Source organism: Streptomyces sp. P3 (genome assembly GCF_003032475.1).
Classification (GTDB): Bacteria; Actinomycetota; Actinomycetes; order Streptomycetales; family Streptomycetaceae; genus Streptomyces.
Map to the genome: position 1 here is coordinate 5247859 of NZ_CP028369.1, position 15608 is coordinate 5263466.

Genomic DNA, 15608 nt, shown 5'->3' on the forward strand with positions numbered 1-15608 from the left:
GAGCAGGGAAGCGGCAGCGCGATGACGGTGACAGACAACTCGGCGGCGATCACCGAGGAGGCCGTGGACACGGTCGCGCACGGGCCCGGCATCGATCCCGAGCGGCTCGCCGTCTGCCTCGGGGTACTGGAGGAGCTCGACAAGCTCGACGTGGACCACCCTGACGCGATCGCCGTGCGCCGGGCCACCGCGGGCGTCTACCGCACGGTCAAGCAGCGCCGCCGCCAGGAGCGCCGGGCCGCCAAGACCGCCCACGACAAGACGGTGACCGAGGCCACCGCGACCGGCTCCGCCCAGCGCATCGACGACGAGACCGAGGGCATCCTGCCGTCGTCCGTCACCGAGGAGGGCAGGATCGCCGGGATACTCCAGCGACCGCGCTCCTGCTACACCTGCAAGACCCGGTACGTCGAGGTCGACTACTTCTACCACCAGCTCTGTCCCGAGTGCGCCCGCCTGAACCGCGACAAGCGCGACGTGCGCGCCGACCTCACCGGCAAGCGCGCGCTGCTCACCGGCGGCCGCGCCAAGATCGGCATGTACATCGCGCTGCGGCTGCTGCGGGACGGCGCGCACACCACGATCACCACGCGTTTCCCGAAGGACGCCATCCGCCGCTTCAAGGCCATGGACGACTCGGCCGACTGGATCCACCGCCTGGAGGTCGTCGGCATCGACCTGCGCGACCCGGCGCAGGCCGTGGCCCTCGCCGAGCAGGTCGCCGCAGCGGGTCCGCTCGACATCCTCATCAACAACGCCACGCAGACCGTGCGCCGACTGCCCTCCGCGTACGCCGCACTGGTGGGCGGCGAGAGCGCCCCGCTGCCCGCCGGTGAGCTGCCCGCCCACCACGTCATCGGCGCGTTCGGCTCCGGCGCCGTCGACGGGCTCACCGCGCTGCCGGTCGGGGCCAGTGCCCTGGACGCGCAGAAAGTCGCCGACCTCGCCCTGGTCGCGGGCAACGCCAGCGTCGCCCGGCACCTCGACGGCACGGCCATCGACGCGGGCGGTCTGGTCCCCGACGTCGTCGACACCAACACCTGGGTGCAGACCATCGAGCAGATCTCCCCGGTGGAACTGCTCGAGACCCAGCTGTGCAACTACACGTCGCCCTTCATCCTGATCAGCAAGCTCCGGCCGGCCATGGCCGAGGCCGCCGCGAAGGCCGGGAGCGGGCGCGCGTACGTCGTGAACGTCTCCGCGATGGAGGGCGTCTTCGGCCGTGGCTACAAGGGCGCCGGGCACCCGAACACGAACGCCGCCAAGGCCGCGATGAACATGGTGACCCGCACCAGCGCCCAGGAGATGTTCCAGGCCGACGGCATCCTCATGACCTCCGTCGACACCGGCTGGATCACCGACGAGCGCCCGCACTACGACAAGCTGCGCCTCGCGGAGGAGGGCTTCCACGCGCCGCTCGACCTGGTGGACGGCGCGGCCCGGGTCTACGACCCGGTCGTGCGGGGCGAGGCCGGCGAGGACCTGTACGGGGTCTTCCTCAAGGACTACGCGCCGGGCAAGTGGTGACCGGGGTTCGGGCCGCCGAGCCGGAGCCGGTGCCCCGCAGCGACCGACCGTCGCCGCCGGCGGTCGGCCGGTGATGTGGAACCGATGGCAGGGGCGGTGGATGCGAAGCCGGTGCCCGGGGCGGTGATGCGGAGCCGGTGGCCGCCGACGGGGCGCGGGCGACCGTCGGGGCGCCGGGCGGCGGGAGCCGCACGTCACCCGGCCCCGGGCTCCTGACGTGGGGCGCGTGCCGCCCGCACCCGTGTGCCGCCGTCCACCAGCAGGTCCGCGCCCGTGATCCACCGGGCCTCGTCCGAGCACAGCCACAGCACCGCCCGGGCCACGTCCTGCGGTTCGCCGATGCGTTCGAGCGGAAGCTCCCGTGCGACGGCCCGCTCCCTCGGCTCCCAGACGAACCGTGCCATCTCGGTGCGGACGAGGCCGGGGGAGACGGAGTTCACCCGCACCCCCGGGCCCAGCTCGCCCGCCAGTTGCTGGGTGAGGTGCAGCAGGGCCGCCTTGCTGGTGCCGTAGGCGCCGACGCCAGGGCCCACATGGCCCGCTCCCTCCGTGCACACGGAGACCACCGCCCCGCCGTGCTCGCGCATCCAGCCGTGCCACGCGCACTGCACCAGCCGCAACGGGGCCTCGACGTTCACGGCGAACGCCTCCCGCCAGACGTCCGGGTCGGCGTCCATGAGGGGGCCGTAGGGCTGGTTGGTCGCCGCGTTGTTCACCAGGACGTCCAGCCGGCCGAAGGAGCGCAGACACAGGTCGGTGAGCTCTTCGGGGTGACCGGGGTCCGCGACGCTCCCGGCCAGCCCCACCCCGCCCAGCTCGGCGGCGGCGCGCCGCACCTCGTCGGGGTCCCGTGCGCTCACGCACACCCACGCCCCGGCGTCGCGGAGCGCCCGGGCCACCGCCCATCCGATACCCCGCGTGCCCCCGGTGACGAGGGCGGCCCTGCCCCGCAACGCGTACGACGACGACGTCATCGGCGTACCGTCTCACGGCCCGCTCCCAACCGACAGGTCCGGAGCGGGAGTTGCGCATTCCCAGCACCGTCGGGCGGCGTCGGCCGTGCGGCGTCGGCGAGACCCGACGGGTGGGGCGGGCGGTGCCCGGACGGCGCGAGAGGCCAGGAGGGGCGTTCGACGGCATACGCCGTCCGGGTGAACTCAAAGGGTGCGTATGCGGTGAGAAGTGTTCAATTCGCTTACGGGTTCCTGTGGGTGACGCGCCATGGTTGCGTCAAATCTTCGGGCCCTATCGAGCGGCACCCCGCTCATTTGGTTAATGTATAGCGGACGGACAGCAGGACGGAGTGCCACCCACACCCACCGTCCGTCTGGGACAAGCCGGTTCACCACGGCCAGCTCTCCTGGGAGTCACCGGCGCCACCGTGTCGCCACCGACTCCAGCCAGACCCGAGGGAGCGTTCAGCGCCGGACCGCAGACTGGCCGGCACGCCCCGAGGGTGACCCGACACATAAGGAGTGCGCGGTGACACCGGAGAAGACGAATCGCGAGCAACGCCCCAAGGAACGCACGGAGCGGGCCGGCCGCAGGCCCGGCGAGATCGGCAGCCTCGACGTGTGGGCCCGCTCCGCCCCCATCCGCCTGGCCGGCTACGAGGACGACCTGGCCGAGGACCACATTCTGCCCAGCGTGGACTGATCCCACGGGTCGCGCGTCGCGCGATCACCGCAGCACGGGCGTGCGCACCCACCCGAGCCACGCCCCTGCCGCCCCGCCTCCGCCCCGGCCGCCCCGGCCGGGGCCGGCCTGTTCGGGTCTCACGGCGCGCCCTGATCGAGCGGCGCCGTGCGCCGCCAGGGGCGCAGGTTCTCCAGCTGCTCCGCCACGCGCAGCAGCTCCCCCTCCGAACCCGGCCGTCCGACCAGCTGTACGGACGCGGGCGCACCGGACGGCAGCGTGCCGAAGGGGACCGCCATCGCCGGCCAGCCGGTCAGGTTCCACGGCGGGGTCAGCGGCGAGTAGTTCGTGTTCACCGCGACGTTGCGCAGCCAGCCCCGCTCGTGCCACGGCGCGGCCTTCGGTGACCGTCGCGCCAGCGCCGGGGTGAGCAGCACGTCGTACTCCGCGAAGAACGGCTCCAGCCGGCGCCGCAGCTCCTCGCGTGCCGAGCCCTCCCGTACCCCGTTCAGGAAGCGCCGGCCGAGTGCCGCGTGCACCCGGGTGCGACGGGTCAGCAGGCGGGCGTCGAGGGCGGCGGCGTCCACGGCCGTGCCCGCCGTCCAGTGGGCGAGCGAGGTCACACCCAGCGACAGCGGATAGGGCGGATCGGCCCGCCGCACGAGGTGCCCCGCCTTCATCAGTACACCGGCCGCGTCCCGGGCCGCGCCCGCGTAGGGAGCGCTCACCGTGACCCCCGCCAGCGGACTGCGCACGGAGACCGCGATCCGCAGCGCCCCGGACACCTCGGCCGCCGTGACGTCGGCGCCCGCGAGCACGGCGAGCATCAGCCGCGCGTCCGCCACCGTGGTCGCCAGCGGCCCGTTCTCCGACATGCCGAACCAGTCGCCCTCCCCGATCCGGGCCGGCACCACCCCGTGACCCGGCTTCACGGTCACCAGGCCGCAGTTGGCCGCCGGGATGCGCAACGAGCCCATGCCGTCGTTGCCGAGCGCGATCGGCGTCATCCCGGCGGCGACCGCGGCCGCGCTCCCGCCGGAGGAGCCGCCCGCCGTGCGGGAGACGTCCCACGGATTGCGGGCGGTGCCGTGGACGCCCTCCGTGGTGCCGAACACGCACAGCTCCGGCACGTTCGTCAGCCCCACGACCACCGCGCCGGCCGCGCGCAGCCGGGCCACGGTGACATGGTCGGCGGCGGACGGAGCGTCGGGCGTCGCCGCCGAGCCGGCGCGCATGGCCTCGCCCCGCACGCCGAGGTTGTCCTTGACCGCCACCGGCACCCCGGCCAGCGCGAGCCCGCCCAGGTCGGCACGGGCGGCCACCTCGTCGGCCTCCGCGAGCGCGGCCTCGGCCCGCACCGTGCGGAACGCGCCGACGAGGCCGTCCAGCCGCTCGATCCGCGCGAGGTGCTCCGCCACCACCTCCCGGGGCGTGACCTGCTTCTCCCGCACGGCGGCGGCGATCTCGACGGCGGTCCGGCCGACCCAGGCAGCCACGGCAGCTCCTCTGCACTACTCGCGAGTACGTAGGGAGAACTGTGCCCCGGCGGACGCTCCGAGTCGAGAGGCCCCGGCCGTCGGCCGCTCGCCGGCCGCTCGCCGGTCGCTCACCCGCCGACCGCCGGTCGCCCGTGGACCGGTCGTCCTTCGGCCGTCGGCCGGGACCGGTGGATCACGGCGGCCTCCCGGCGGGTACGGTCGAAGGAGCGTCGGACCGGGTTTGCGCGCCGCCGCGCTGGCGTTCTGCGCGGCCCGTCCGGCCGTCGCGAGCGTGCTGGTGGGCGTCCGCTCGGCCGACGAAGCGCGCGACTGCGCCGTACAGTTCACCACGCCCGTCCCCGCCGCCCGGTGGCGGGAGCCACGGGAGACCGGTCTGCTTTTCCCCGAGGAGCCGAGGAGCCGTCATGAGACCCGCCCCGTCCACCGTGCGCGGCGTGGACCGCGTCGCCGTCCCGGTACCCGTCGAGCCGGAGCCGGCGTGAGCGTCGACGCGCACCACCACGTCTGGGACCTGTCGGTGCGCGACCAGGACTGGATCGCCGAAGGCAGCCCGCTGCGGCGGGACTTCGGCGTCGGCGACCTGGCGCCCGAGGCGCGCGCGGCCGGGGTCGACCGCACGGTCCTCGTCCAGACGGTCACCGTGGCCGAGGAGACGCCCGAGTTCCTTGCCCTCGCGGCCGGGAGCGACCTGATCGCGGGCGTCGTCGGCTGGACCGACCTGACCCGCCCGGACGTCGCCGACGAACTGGCCCGGCTGCGGGAGCTGCCCGGCGGCCGGTACCTCAAGGGGATCCGGCACCAGGTGCAGGGTGAGAGCGATCCGCAGTGGCTGGCTCGGTCCGACGTGCGGCGAGGACTCGCCGCCGTCGCCGACGCCGGTCTCGTCTACGACCTGGTGGTACTGCCCGGCCAGCTGCCGGCCTGCGTCCGCGCGGCCGCCGCGCTGCCCGGACTCACCTTCGTGCTGGACCACCTGGGCAAGCCGCCCATCGCCTCCGGCGCGCTCGAGCCCTGGGCTCGCGACGTGCGGGCGCTCGCCGCCCTGCCCCACACGGTCTGCAAGCTCTCCGGCATGGTCACGGAGGCCGACCCCGCCTCCTGGACCGTGGACGACCTGCGCCCGTACGCGGACACGGTGCTGGAGGCCTTCGGGCCGGCCCGGCTGATGTTCGGCTCGGACTGGCCGGTGTGCACGGTGGCCGCCACGTACGGGGAAGTCGCGGACCTCGCACGCCGGTTGACCGACCCGGGCGACCACCCACAGATCTTCGAGACCACCGCGGCACGCGTCTACAGCCTCTGAACCGCCCCGGCGTCTACGGCCTCCGAGCCGTTGTCGCGAGCCGGGTCGGCGGCAGGTACTCGCGCACGTACGTCCGTTCCCAGCAGGCTCCCGTCGCCCGCAGCTCATGCCAGGTCGTGAACCGGTAGCGGAACAGGCGGGCGCGGACGTGGCGCGGGGGCTCGCCGGGCGCGAACGGGGAACGGCGCAGCAGCCTCAGCGTGTCGCGGTCGTTCTCCAGCAGCCGTTCCACCAGGGCGGCGAACCACGTCCCGGCGTAGGCGGGGGAGAGCGCCGCGAACCACATCATCCAGTCCAGGCGCAGATGGTAGGGGGCGAACTGGCGCGGCCAGCGCCGTGGATCGCCCGGCTTGCCCTTGAACTCGTACTCCCGCCAGTCGGAGTCCTCGCGCGGCACGGTGTCGAGCGTGCCCTCGACCACCACCTCGTAGCGGATCCGGCTGACGCTGCCGAACGCGCCGTAGGTGTTGACCAGGTGGAGCGGATCGAAGGACCGGTTCATCACCTGCCGGCGGGAGAGCATGTTGAGCACCGGGCGGTGGCTGAGGAACAGCAGCAGGGCCGCCACGGCGAGGACGGTGACCTCGTACCAGAGCGGGGCGTCGGGGCCCGGACCGTGGCCGGAGGGGAGCGCCAGCGCCGGGACCGCCAGGACGACGGTGATCCAGTTCAACCAGGAGAAGTTGCCCGACAGCACCAGCCACAGCTGGGTGAGGATCATCAGCGCGGCGGCCGCCGACGCCACCGGCTGCGGGGCGAACAGCGCGAACGGCACGACGAGTTGGGTGACGTGGTTCGCCGCCGCCTCGACCCGGTGCAGCGGCTTGGGCAGGTGGTGGAAGAACCAGCTCAGCGGGCCGGGCATCGGCTGCGTCTCGTGGTGGTGGTAGAGGCACGTCAGCTTCCGCCAGCAGGCGTCCCCCCGCATCTTGATCAGGCCCGCGCCGAACTCGACCCGGAACAGGATCCAGCGGATCAGGAAGAGCACGACGACCGGAGGGGCCACCTCGTCGTTGCCCAGGAACACCGCGAGGAAGCCCGTCTCCAGCAGCAGGGACTCCCAGCCGAACCCGTACCAGGTCTGGCCCACGTTGACGACGGACAGGTACAGCGCCCACGGCACCAGCCACAGTGCCATCGCCGCCCAGAGCGGCAGCAGCCCGTCCGCGCCGGCCAGCAGCGCCGCCGACACCGCGCACCCCGTCCACGCGCAGACCGCGAACAGCCGGTCGGAGTAACGCAGCTGGAACAGGCTGGGCGCCCGCCGGAAGGGCACCCGCTCGACGAACCGGGGCACCGGCAGCATGCCCCGTTCCCCGAGCAGCGCCCGGAACTGCAGTGCCGTGGCCAGGAACGCGACCAGGTACAGGCCCGCCAGGGCGCGCTGGAAGACCAGCCGGCTCAGCCAGTAGTCGGGTGCGGTGAACCAGTCCACGGCCGTGCGCTCCTTCGCTCAGGTTCTGTCCGGTCCGGGCTCAGGCCGTTCTCCGGTCCGGGCTCAGGCCCTCTCCGATCCGGCTTGTCACTGTTCGTGTTCATCCGCTCCGCTTGCGTGACCGGAGCGGGTCAAGCAGACAATAGTGGGCGAACCACTTCGGTTCGGCCTGTTCGGACGATGCGGAGCACGTGGTGCGACTACCCACAGCCACTCTCCTCACCGCCTGTGCGCTCTCGGCGGCGCTCGTCGTCGCCACCGGCCGCGGCGGCGAGGCGGCGGACCACACGATGCCGGGTTCGGACGTCGTCCTCCCGGCCGCCGAGGGCCGTGCCCTCTTCGACGACGTCACGGGCGGCGCGGGTCCCGACGCCGGTGCGGACGCGGACGGCTCGGGCCTCGACCGCGGACTCGACCCCGGCTCCTTCGGCCCCGACGCGATCGGCCCCGAGACCGTGCCGGAGGTGCCCGACCTGCCCGACGGCGGTGGGCTGATCCCGGACGGACCCGACGAGTCCGGCGAGCTCGGCGAGCCGGACCGGTCCGCCGGCCGCGAGCCGCCCACCGCGCCCGACCGGTCCGACGACGCCATCTTCGGCAGCCCCGTCGACGTCGCCCTGGGCTGACGATGGCGCGGGCGTCGCTCCCCGGTCGAAGAATCGGGCAAATCCTGGCAAGGTGGGCCCATGGCTGATCGGGGAGCGAGCGCCCTGTCACTCCCGGACGACTGGCCCGCCCACCCGGATCCGATCCTGGCGCTCAATCGCATGGGCGGCTTCGACTGGGACCTGGACTCCGGGCTGTGCCAGATGGACGCCCGGGCGCTCGAGATCTTCGACCTGCGGCCCGACGAGTACGACGGCAACCCGGCCTCGCTCGCCGTGCGCGTCCCGCCGAACGAGGCCACCCGCCTGGACGAGCTGGTCTCCCAGGCCATCAAGGACGGCAGCGAGAACTACGGCGCCTACTTCCGCCTGCGGCTGCGTGACGGCACCCTGCGCTGGACCCACACCCAGGGCCACATCCGGCGTGACGGCACCGGCCGGCCTCGCCGGATCGTCGGCATCGTCCGCGACGCCACCGACGAGCTGCACGACCTCGCCGACCGCCACGAGGCGGCCGCCCTCGACGACGCGCGCCGGGAGCAGACCAACGTCGTCCAGCTCACCACGGCGGCCCTCGCGCACGCCCGCACCGTCCAGGACGTCATCGACGTGCTCAAGGACACCCACGGCCTCACCCACCTCGGGGCGACCAGTCTCGTCATGGGCCTGGTCGAGGCCGGCCGGATCCGGCTGATCGCCGAGGGGCCGGAGGGCAGCTTCGTGCCCGGCACGCTGGTCACCCGGATCGACGAGCCGTATCCGATGAGCGAGGTCGTGCGGACCCTCACCCCCCGCTTCATCGAGTCGCCCGAGGAGTTCGCCGGCGGCTACCCCGTGCTGTGGCCGCACCTCACCGACCTGAGGATCACCTCGGCGGCCTATCTGCCGCTCATCGTGCAGGCCCGTCCGATCGGCGCGATGGGTCTGCTCTACAGCGACCGGCACGGTTTCACGCCCGAGGAGCGCAACATCCTCGTGGCCCTCGGCTCCAGCATCGCGCAGAGCCTGCAGCGGGCCATGTTCTACGAGCAGGAGAAGGACATCGCCCAGGGCCTCCAGCAGGCCATGCTCCCGCGCACCATCCCCAGCGTGCGCGGCGCCGACGTGGCCGTCCGCTACCGCGCCGCCACCATAGGCGGCGCGAACGGCCGGGACATCGGCGGCGACTGGTACGACCTGATTCCGCTGCCCGGCGGCCGGGTCGGCGCGGTGATCGGCGACGTCCAGGGCCACGACACGCACGCGGCCGCCGTCATGGGCCAGCTGCGCATCGTGCTGAGGGCCTACGCGGCCGAAGGACACACCCCGGCCGCCGTGATGGCCCGGGCCTCCGTCTTCCTGCACGAACTCGACACCGACCGCTTCGCGACGTGCCTGTATGCGGAGGCGGACCTGTCCACCGGAGTCGTCCAGCTGGTCCGCGCCGGGCACATCGAGCCCCTGCTGCGCGGCCCGGACGGGAACTGCCGGCGCGTCCCGGTGCCCGGAGGGCTGCCGCTCGGCCTGTCCGCCGAGTTCGGCAGTCTCGGGTACCCGGTCGGCACCGTGGAGCTCGATCCCGGGCACACGCTGCTGATGTGCACCGACGGCCTGGTGGAACAGCCCGGCGCCGACCTCGACGACGGCATGCAGACCCTCGCCGCCTTCATCGCCGCGGGCCCCGAGGACGTACGTGAACTCGCCGACCGGCTCATCGAGATCGCCGAGGAACGCGGCGGGGACGACGACGTGGCCCTGTTGCTGCTGCGCCGGCGCGGTCCGGACAACGCGCAGTCCGGCAACCGGCTCCAGCAGCATGTGGCGCCCGGCGACCCGGAGGCCCTCACCGAGGCCCGGCACATGATCCGCGCCGCCGTCCGCTCCTGGGGGGCCCGGGACCGCTCCGACGAGATCGAACTGGTCGCCGACGAGCTGGTCACCAACGCCCTCATGCACACCGAGGGCGCGGCGATCGTCACCCTGCGCGCGCTGACCGGCGGCGACCGACGGCTTCGGGTGGAGGTCGAGGACTCCTCCAGCGCGCTGCCCCGCCGCCGTGACGCCGGCGAGTCGGGCGTCTCCGGCCGCGGCCTGCTCCTGGTGGATCTGCTCACCGACGGCTGGGGAGTGGAGGCGCGGGGCGGCGGCAAGTGCGTCTGGTGCGAGTTCGTGGTGCACGAGCACCACTGAGCCCGCGTGGCACTCTGGACGTATGCCGGAACTTCCCGAGGTGGAAGCGCTCAAGGACTTCCTGGCCGAGCATCTGGTCGGTCACGAGATCGTGCGCGTGCTGCCTGTCGCGATCAGCGTGCTGAAGACGTACGACCCGCCCGTCACCGCCCTGGACGGGCAGCGGGTCACCGCCGTGCGCCGGCACGGCAAGTTCCTCGACCTGACGACGGCGGACGGCCTGCACCTCGTCACGCACCTCGCCCGCGCGGGCTGGCTGCACTGGAAGGACCGCCTCCCGGACGGCCCGCCCCGCCCCGGCAAGGGCCCCCTCGCCCTGCGGGTCGCGCTGGAGACCGGCGAGGGGTTCGACCTCACCGAGGCCGGCACCCAGAAGCGGCTCGCCGTGTACGTGGTCCGCGATCCGCAGGAGGTACCCGGCGTAGCCCGGCTGGGCCCCGACCCGCTAGCCGCCGACTTCGACGAGGCCCGCTTCGCCGCCCTGCTCGCGGGAGAACGCCGTCAGCTCAAGGGCGCCCTGCGCGACCAGAGCCTGATCGCCGGCGTCGGCAACGCCTACAGCGACGAGATCCTGCACGCCGCGAGGATGTCCCCGTTCAAGCTGGCGGCCTCCCTGACGCCGGAGGAGACCCACACCCTCCACCAGGCCCTGCGCACGACGCTCACGGAGGCGGTCGAGCGCTCGCGGGGAGTGGCGGCGGGGCGGCTGAAGGCCGAGAAGAAGAGCGGCCTGCGCGTCCACGGCCGGGCCGGCGAACCATGCCCGGTCTGCGGCGACACCGTCCGGGAGGTCTCCTTCAGCGACTCCTCGCTCCAGTACTGCCCCACCTGCCAGACGGGCGGCCGACCGCTGGCGGACCGGAGAATGTCCCGGCTGCTGAAGTAGCGGGCGTGCCCGTTGCGGCCGCCCCGCGCCGGCGGGCCCGCCGGCCGTGCCGTCACACGGAGCCGGGCCGCGGCTGCGGCGGCGCCCCGGCCGGTCCGGGAGACCGGCGGCGGGTGGCGAGACGGACGGCGCCGGCGCCGACGGCGAAGGCCGCCGCGGGGACGGCGAGCAGCCGGGTGCCGAGAACGATCGGGATGTCTCCGCTCGGCAGAAGCACGGCGAGGGCCGTGGCGCCCGCCGCGGTGGCGCACACGGTCGTCCACCAGAGCGCAGGACGGCGCGCGACCAGGGGCGGCGCGCCGTGCCAGCGGTGCAGCAGGCCGTGGCGGCCGATATGGACGGACGCCCAGATCCAGCCGGCCAGTCCGGCCGCCGACGACACCGTGTGCAGGACGACCCACCAGGGGACGCCCGCCGTCACGGGGTGGCCGAGGGCGGCGAACCCCACCGTGGTGCCCGGCAGTTGATCGTGCGTGAGGTCGTCCCACAGGCGGTGGGTCACCGCACCGAGCCACGCCGACGACACCGTCACGTACCAGGGGTGACGGACCGCGCCGAGGACGCCGTACGCGCGCCAGGGCCCCGGCAGGTGGGCGGCGGTCACCGGGGCGCTCAGGCGGATCAGCAGGGCCGCCGCCACGGTCAGCGGCACACACCACACCACCAGGCCCGTCCAGGTGTGGCCGTAGGTTCTCAGCGGGGCGCCCGCCGCGTAGGGGAGGTCGGGCGCGGCGGATCCGACCACGAGCGCGACCCCGTCGAACCAGCGCGGGCGCGACAGCTTCAGCGGCATCACCGCCGCCGCATGGGGAGGGAACGTCAACGGCACCGGCCCATTGTCGCCGTCCTCACCGCATCGGCGTCAGGCTCGTCAAGGGGCGCCGGCATGGGGCCCGGGTCCGCCCGTACTCCGCCCGGGGCGGCGGCGGAGCGGCTCTCATGTACTGGTGAGACGGGGCCGGAGTGACCTGAACTCACTCCGGCCGGTCACTGGGTGGGGAGCGTCACCAGGTGCTCGCCGCCCGACGTGCGCAGCTCGTAGCGGGCGATCTCGTCGAGGTGCCAGGCCGCCGCACCCTGCATGGTGTTGGGGCGGGCGTCGTGCAGGGGGACGTTCCAGCTGGTGACGGTCTGCTCGGAGCCGTCGCGACCGACGGCGATCAGACGGCAGGAACGCGGGCCCGCGCCGTCCTTGACCTCCAGCCGCACATGGCTGCCCCACTCCTCGTCCTCGGCGGTGACCTGGGCCCACACCCCGGACTTCTCGTCCGTCGCGGTGAGCCGCACGGCGTCCGCGCCGTCGTCGCCACCGCTGCCGCCGCCCGCCATCATCGCTATGACGGGACCGGCGAGGGCCACCACCACGGAGGCGGCCACGGCGTACAGCACGCGCCGGCGGACCGCCCGGTGCCGGGCCGCCACCTCGGCGAGCAGGCGGTCCAGCAGCTGCGGGCCGGGCCCGGCGAAGGGGTGCACGGCGCGCGGGGTGGCACGCCGGTAGAGCATCATCTGCCGTGCGGTGGGGCCGAACTCGGTGACCTGTGCCGCACACTGAGGACACTCCATGAGGTGGTCCTCGAAGCGGAAAGCCTCTGCTTCGTCCAGCACGCCGAGCGCGTACGCGCCGACGTCGCGATGCCTTTCCAGGGACCTCATGCCGAAACCTCGTGCCGTTGAGTGCCAGTGGGGTTACTCGTTGCTCCCACCGGTACGCACCTGGCAGACGAATCACTCAAGCCGCGTACCGAATCGTGACCCAGATGTTCGGAGCGGCCCGGCCCGCGGATTGGTGTGAATCTAGAAAAGATGAATGGCCAGGTGGCCGAGTGGCAGCCCGAGCTGCCAGGCGGGCGTCCAGACCTTGGGTCCGTCGTCCTCGCCGGCGACCGTGGAGCCGCCCGGCACCGCGTTGAGGTCGGGAGCGAGCAGCTCCGTCTCCTCCAGCCAGCGCCAGGCCGCGGCGGCGAGTTCCAGATCGGGCGCGGGCCCCTCCGCCGCGGACGCCTCGTCCGTCAGTTGTGACATACGTGCGCCGACCCAGTCCTGCCACGGCTGGTCGTACGCCGTGAGCGAAAGCCAGGTCTCCAGCTGCGTGACGACCCGGATGCCGGGCAGTTCGCCGTCGGTGTCGGACAGGAAGATCGTCAGTGCCAGGGCGTCGCGCCCGGCACGGAACTCGAAGGACGTCGGCGGCATGAGATCACCGGTCCGCAGAAGTTCGTCGGCGATGTACTCGGCGTACAACCAGGCCATGGGGACGGTCAGTTCGCCGCCGCCGGTGCCGTCCGTGCTCTGGTGCCCTCTGTGCAGCATCCCTTCCTGCCTTCCTCCGGTGCGTGCGCTTCGCCCGTCGCCGGGACGCTGGAGACCCGACTTCCCGGACTCGTCCGGAACCCGGATAAGGACACCCGATTACCCAACGGGGGTTCTCGGCAAGGCGCTTTGCGAAGGCTTGACCCGACCGTGGGTTTCAGCGCAGGTCGGCCGCGTATCCCGGAAGCACCCGGCGCAGGGCGCGCAGCGCGTAGTACGCGCGGGACTTCACGGTACCGGGCGGAATGCCGAGCGTTTCGGCGGCCTCCGCCACACTCGCCCCTCGGAAATACACCAGCACCAGGACTTCACGGTGCTCCGGAGTGAGAGTCTTCACAGCCTCGCGCACATCGAGGGTCGCGGCCGCCCGCTCGGCGTGGTCGGCGCAGACCGGCGCGTTCTCCAGCACCGCGTCGCCGACCTCGGCGGGCCGGGCCTGGCGGGCCCGCCGTGCGTCGATCGCGAGCCGTCGGCCGACGGTGAGCAGCCAGGGCCGCACGGAGTCGAAGGCGTCGGCGCGCAGCGCCTCGGGATGCTGCCAGGCGCGGACCAGGGTCTCCTGGACGAGGTCCTCGGCGCGCTGGCGGTCGCCGTCGCACAGCCGCAGCAGCAGCGCGAAGAGCGGCCGGCCGTGCTCGCGCTGGAGCGCGGCGAGTTCGTGTTCGGCGGTCGTCGTCCGGGTGTTGAGGGCGGCGGTGGCGGTCATGGGCGTATGGCATCGCAAGGGGCCGGTTCAAGACAGGGCGCGCACAGGGGTCTGCGGCGGACGGTCGATCGCGTCGACGAACGGTTCGACGAACGGTCCCGGCTACGCCGATCGCGGCATCGCCCGTGGACGAAGGGAGTGCCGCCCCGGTCGGCCGTCCCGGATCGACTAGTAGTGATACATGCGTAAATATGACAATTTGATCGAACGGAGGGTGGTCCGGTGATCGCGCGCAGACATCAGGTGGCCCTGGCCCTGACCGTCGTTCTCGCCGCGGCCGCCGCCTGCCAGGCCCGGGACCACCGGCCGGGAGAACGGCCCGGACGCCCGGCGCCCGCCGGCGCCCGCGGCTTCACCCTCGTGGCCTCGGGCGACATCCTTCCGCACACCACCGTCATCGACCGCGCCCGCTTCGACGGCGGCGGCGTCGCCTACGACTTCCGCCCCATGCTCGCGGGGATCGCACCCGTGGTCTCCCGCGCCGACCTGGCCCTGTGCCACATGGAGACGGTGTACGGCGCGAACGGCGACTACACCGGCTACCCCGCCTTCAAGTCCCCTCCCGAGATCGCCGCCGCCCTCTCCGCCACCGGTTACGACGGCTGCTCCACCGCCTCCAACCACAGCCTCGACGACGGAGCAGCCGGCGTGCAGCGCACCCTGGACGCGCTCGACGCAGCCGGAGTGCGGCACGCCGGCACCGCGCGCACCGAGGCCGAGGGCAACGCGGTCACCCTGCTGCACGCCGGCCCGGCGCGCGTCGCCCACCTCGCCTACACCTACGACACCAACGGCTACCCCCTCCCGCCCGGGCAGCCATGGACCGTCAACGTCATCGACGAGAACCGCATCCTCGCCGACGCCAAGGTCGCCCGGAAGGCGGGCGCGGACGTGGTGGTCGTCTCCCTGCACTGGGGCACCGAATGGCAGGACGCCCCGGACGACCGTCAGCTCACCCTCGCCCGCACGCTCACCGCCTCCCGAACCGACGGCCGCCCCGACATCGACCTGATCCTCGGGACCCACGCCCACGTCCCCCAGGCCTACGAGAAGGTCAACGGCACCTGGGTCGTCTACGGCATGGGCGACCAGATCGCCGGCGAGATGTCCAACCACCAGGGCGCCCAGGACGCGCGCGGCAACCAGTCCACCGTCGCCCGCTTCACCTTCGCCCCGCCCGCCCGGGCCGGGGGCCGCTGGGAGGTGCGCAGGGCAGAGTTCGTGCCCCAGATGTTCGACCTCGACGCGGGACGGGTCGTCGACCTGAACAAGGCCCTCGCCCAGGGCGCCGGCGTCCAGGGGGTGCGCGACCGGATCAAGGACGTCGTCCTCAGCAGGGGCGCGGCCGAGGACGGGCTGGTGATGGGGAGGTAGCGGGGCCGGCGGTCGGCGCCCTCCGATCGGGCGCCGACGGACCGGGCCCGGCGGCCACGGCGGGCGGGCCCGGCGGTCACGGGCCGGCACCCCCGGTCATCGGTGCGGAGCCCGGGGTCACCCGCCGGGAACGCCGGTGAACCCGGCCGGACCGTG

Annotated in this window: 14 protein-coding genes; 7 read left to right on the top strand and 7 right to left on the bottom strand. The window is 73.4% G+C overall.

Annotated elements, in window-relative coordinates; all coding sequences use genetic code 11:
• Positions 1–21 precede the first annotated feature (21 nt).
• Positions 22–1527, top strand: a complete 1506-nt coding sequence (locus tag C6376_RS23675) for an SDR family NAD(P)-dependent oxidoreductase (protein ID WP_107445269.1) — start codon at positions 22–24, stop codon at positions 1525–1527.
• 194 nt (positions 1528–1721) lie between these two features.
• On the opposite strand, the gene C6376_RS23680 is transcribed toward C6376_RS23675, so the two are convergent.
• Positions 1722–2501: an SDR family oxidoreductase gene (locus tag C6376_RS23680; protein WP_107445270.1), complete on the bottom strand. Its 780-nt coding sequence runs from the start codon at positions 2499–2501 to the stop codon at positions 1722–1724.
• 508 nt (positions 2502–3009) lie between these two features.
• Here C6376_RS23680 and C6376_RS23685 point away from each other — a divergent pair.
• Positions 3010–3183: a hypothetical protein gene (locus C6376_RS23685; protein WP_107103433.1), complete on the top strand. Its 174-nt coding sequence runs from the start codon at positions 3010–3012 to the stop codon at positions 3181–3183.
• Positions 3184–3302: 119 nt separating this feature from the next.
• Here the strand turns inward: C6376_RS23685 and C6376_RS23690 are convergent, their stop codons facing one another.
• Complete coding sequence (locus tag C6376_RS23690) at positions 3303–4658, bottom strand: amidase (protein ID WP_107445271.1); 1356 nt, start codon at positions 4656–4658, stop codon at positions 3303–3305.
• 481 nt (positions 4659–5139) lie between these two features.
• On the opposite strand from C6376_RS23690, the gene C6376_RS23695 reads away from it, so the two are divergent.
• A complete protein-coding gene (locus C6376_RS23695) occupies positions 5140–5964 on the top strand; it encodes an amidohydrolase (protein WP_107449137.1) in 825 nt (274 codons plus the stop codon).
• Positions 5965–5977: 13 nt separating this feature from the next.
• On the opposite strand, the gene C6376_RS23700 is transcribed toward C6376_RS23695, so the two are convergent.
• Positions 5978–7399, bottom strand: coding sequence for a lipase maturation factor family protein (locus C6376_RS23700; protein WP_107445272.1), 1422 nt, complete (start codon positions 7397–7399; stop codon positions 5978–5980).
• 194 nt (positions 7400–7593) lie between these two features.
• On the opposite strand from C6376_RS23700, the gene C6376_RS23705 reads away from it, so the two are divergent.
• The 3 genes from C6376_RS23705 to C6376_RS23715 are packed head-to-tail and all read left to right on the top strand — an operon-like array spanning position 7594 to position 11059.
• Entirely contained in the window at positions 7594–8025 is a 432-nt protein-coding gene (locus tag C6376_RS23705; RefSeq protein WP_159083236.1) for a hypothetical protein, read from the top strand.
• A 60-nt stretch (positions 8026–8085) separates the two neighbouring features.
• Positions 8086–10173, top strand: coding sequence for a SpoIIE family protein phosphatase (locus tag C6376_RS23710; protein WP_107445274.1), 2088 nt, complete (start codon positions 8086–8088; stop codon positions 10171–10173).
• Between the two features lie 22 nt (positions 10174–10195).
• Complete coding sequence (locus tag C6376_RS23715) at positions 10196–11059, top strand: Fpg/Nei family DNA glycosylase (protein ID WP_107445275.1); 864 nt, start codon at positions 10196–10198, stop codon at positions 11057–11059.
• Positions 11060–11111: 52 nt separating this feature from the next.
• Here C6376_RS23715 and C6376_RS23720 read toward each other — a convergent pair whose 3' ends face one another.
• From C6376_RS23720 to C6376_RS23735, 4 genes are all read right to left on the bottom strand, one after another.
• Positions 11112–11888, bottom strand: a complete 777-nt coding sequence (locus C6376_RS23720) for a DUF4184 family protein (RefSeq protein ID WP_159083237.1) — start codon at positions 11886–11888, stop codon at positions 11112–11114.
• Between the two features lie 158 nt (positions 11889–12046).
• Positions 12047–12715, bottom strand: a complete 669-nt coding sequence (locus tag C6376_RS23725; protein ID WP_107445277.1) for a zf-HC2 domain-containing protein — start codon at positions 12713–12715, stop codon at positions 12047–12049.
• 141 nt (positions 12716–12856) lie between these two features.
• The gene (locus tag C6376_RS23730) at positions 12857–13372 is read right to left on the bottom strand and encodes a hypothetical protein (protein WP_107445278.1); all 516 of its coding nucleotides are present in this window, start codon (positions 13370–13372) and stop codon (positions 12857–12859) included.
• Between the two features lie 157 nt (positions 13373–13529).
• Positions 13530–14078: a sigma-70 family RNA polymerase sigma factor gene (locus C6376_RS23735; RefSeq protein WP_107445279.1), complete on the bottom strand. Its 549-nt coding sequence runs from the start codon at positions 14076–14078 to the stop codon at positions 13530–13532.
• 222 nt (positions 14079–14300) lie between these two features.
• On the opposite strand from C6376_RS23735, the gene C6376_RS23740 reads away from it, so the two are divergent.
• Positions 14301–15452, top strand: coding sequence for a CapA family protein (locus C6376_RS23740; protein ID WP_107445280.1), 1152 nt, complete (start codon positions 14301–14303; stop codon positions 15450–15452).
• The last annotated feature ends 156 nt before the right edge of the window (positions 15453–15608 follow it).

What these genes read in the sequence shown, in the direction of transcription:
- C6376_RS23675 (WP_107445269.1), top strand. Translation starts at nt 22, where the DNA reads ATGACGGTGACAGACAACTCGGCGGCGATCACCGAGGAGGCCGTGGAC.
- C6376_RS23680 (WP_107445270.1), bottom strand. Translation starts at nt 2,501, where the DNA reads ATGACGTCGTCGTCGTACGCGTTGCGGGGCAGGGCCGCCCTCGTCACC.
- C6376_RS23710 (WP_107445274.1), top strand. Translation starts at nt 8,086, where the DNA reads ATGGCTGATCGGGGAGCGAGCGCCCTGTCACTCCCGGACGACTGGCCC.
- C6376_RS23715 (WP_107445275.1), top strand. Translation starts at nt 10,196, where the DNA reads ATGCCGGAACTTCCCGAGGTGGAAGCGCTCAAGGACTTCCTGGCCGAG.
- C6376_RS23725 (WP_107445277.1), bottom strand. Translation starts at nt 12,715, where the DNA reads ATGAGGTCCCTGGAAAGGCATCGCGACGTCGGCGCGTACGCGCTCGGC.
- C6376_RS23730 (WP_107445278.1), bottom strand. Translation starts at nt 13,372, where the DNA reads ATGCTGCACAGAGGGCACCAGAGCACGGACGGCACCGGCGGCGGCGAA.
- C6376_RS23735 (WP_107445279.1), bottom strand. Translation starts at nt 14,078, where the DNA reads ATGACCGCCACCGCCGCCCTCAACACCCGGACGACGACCGCCGAACAC.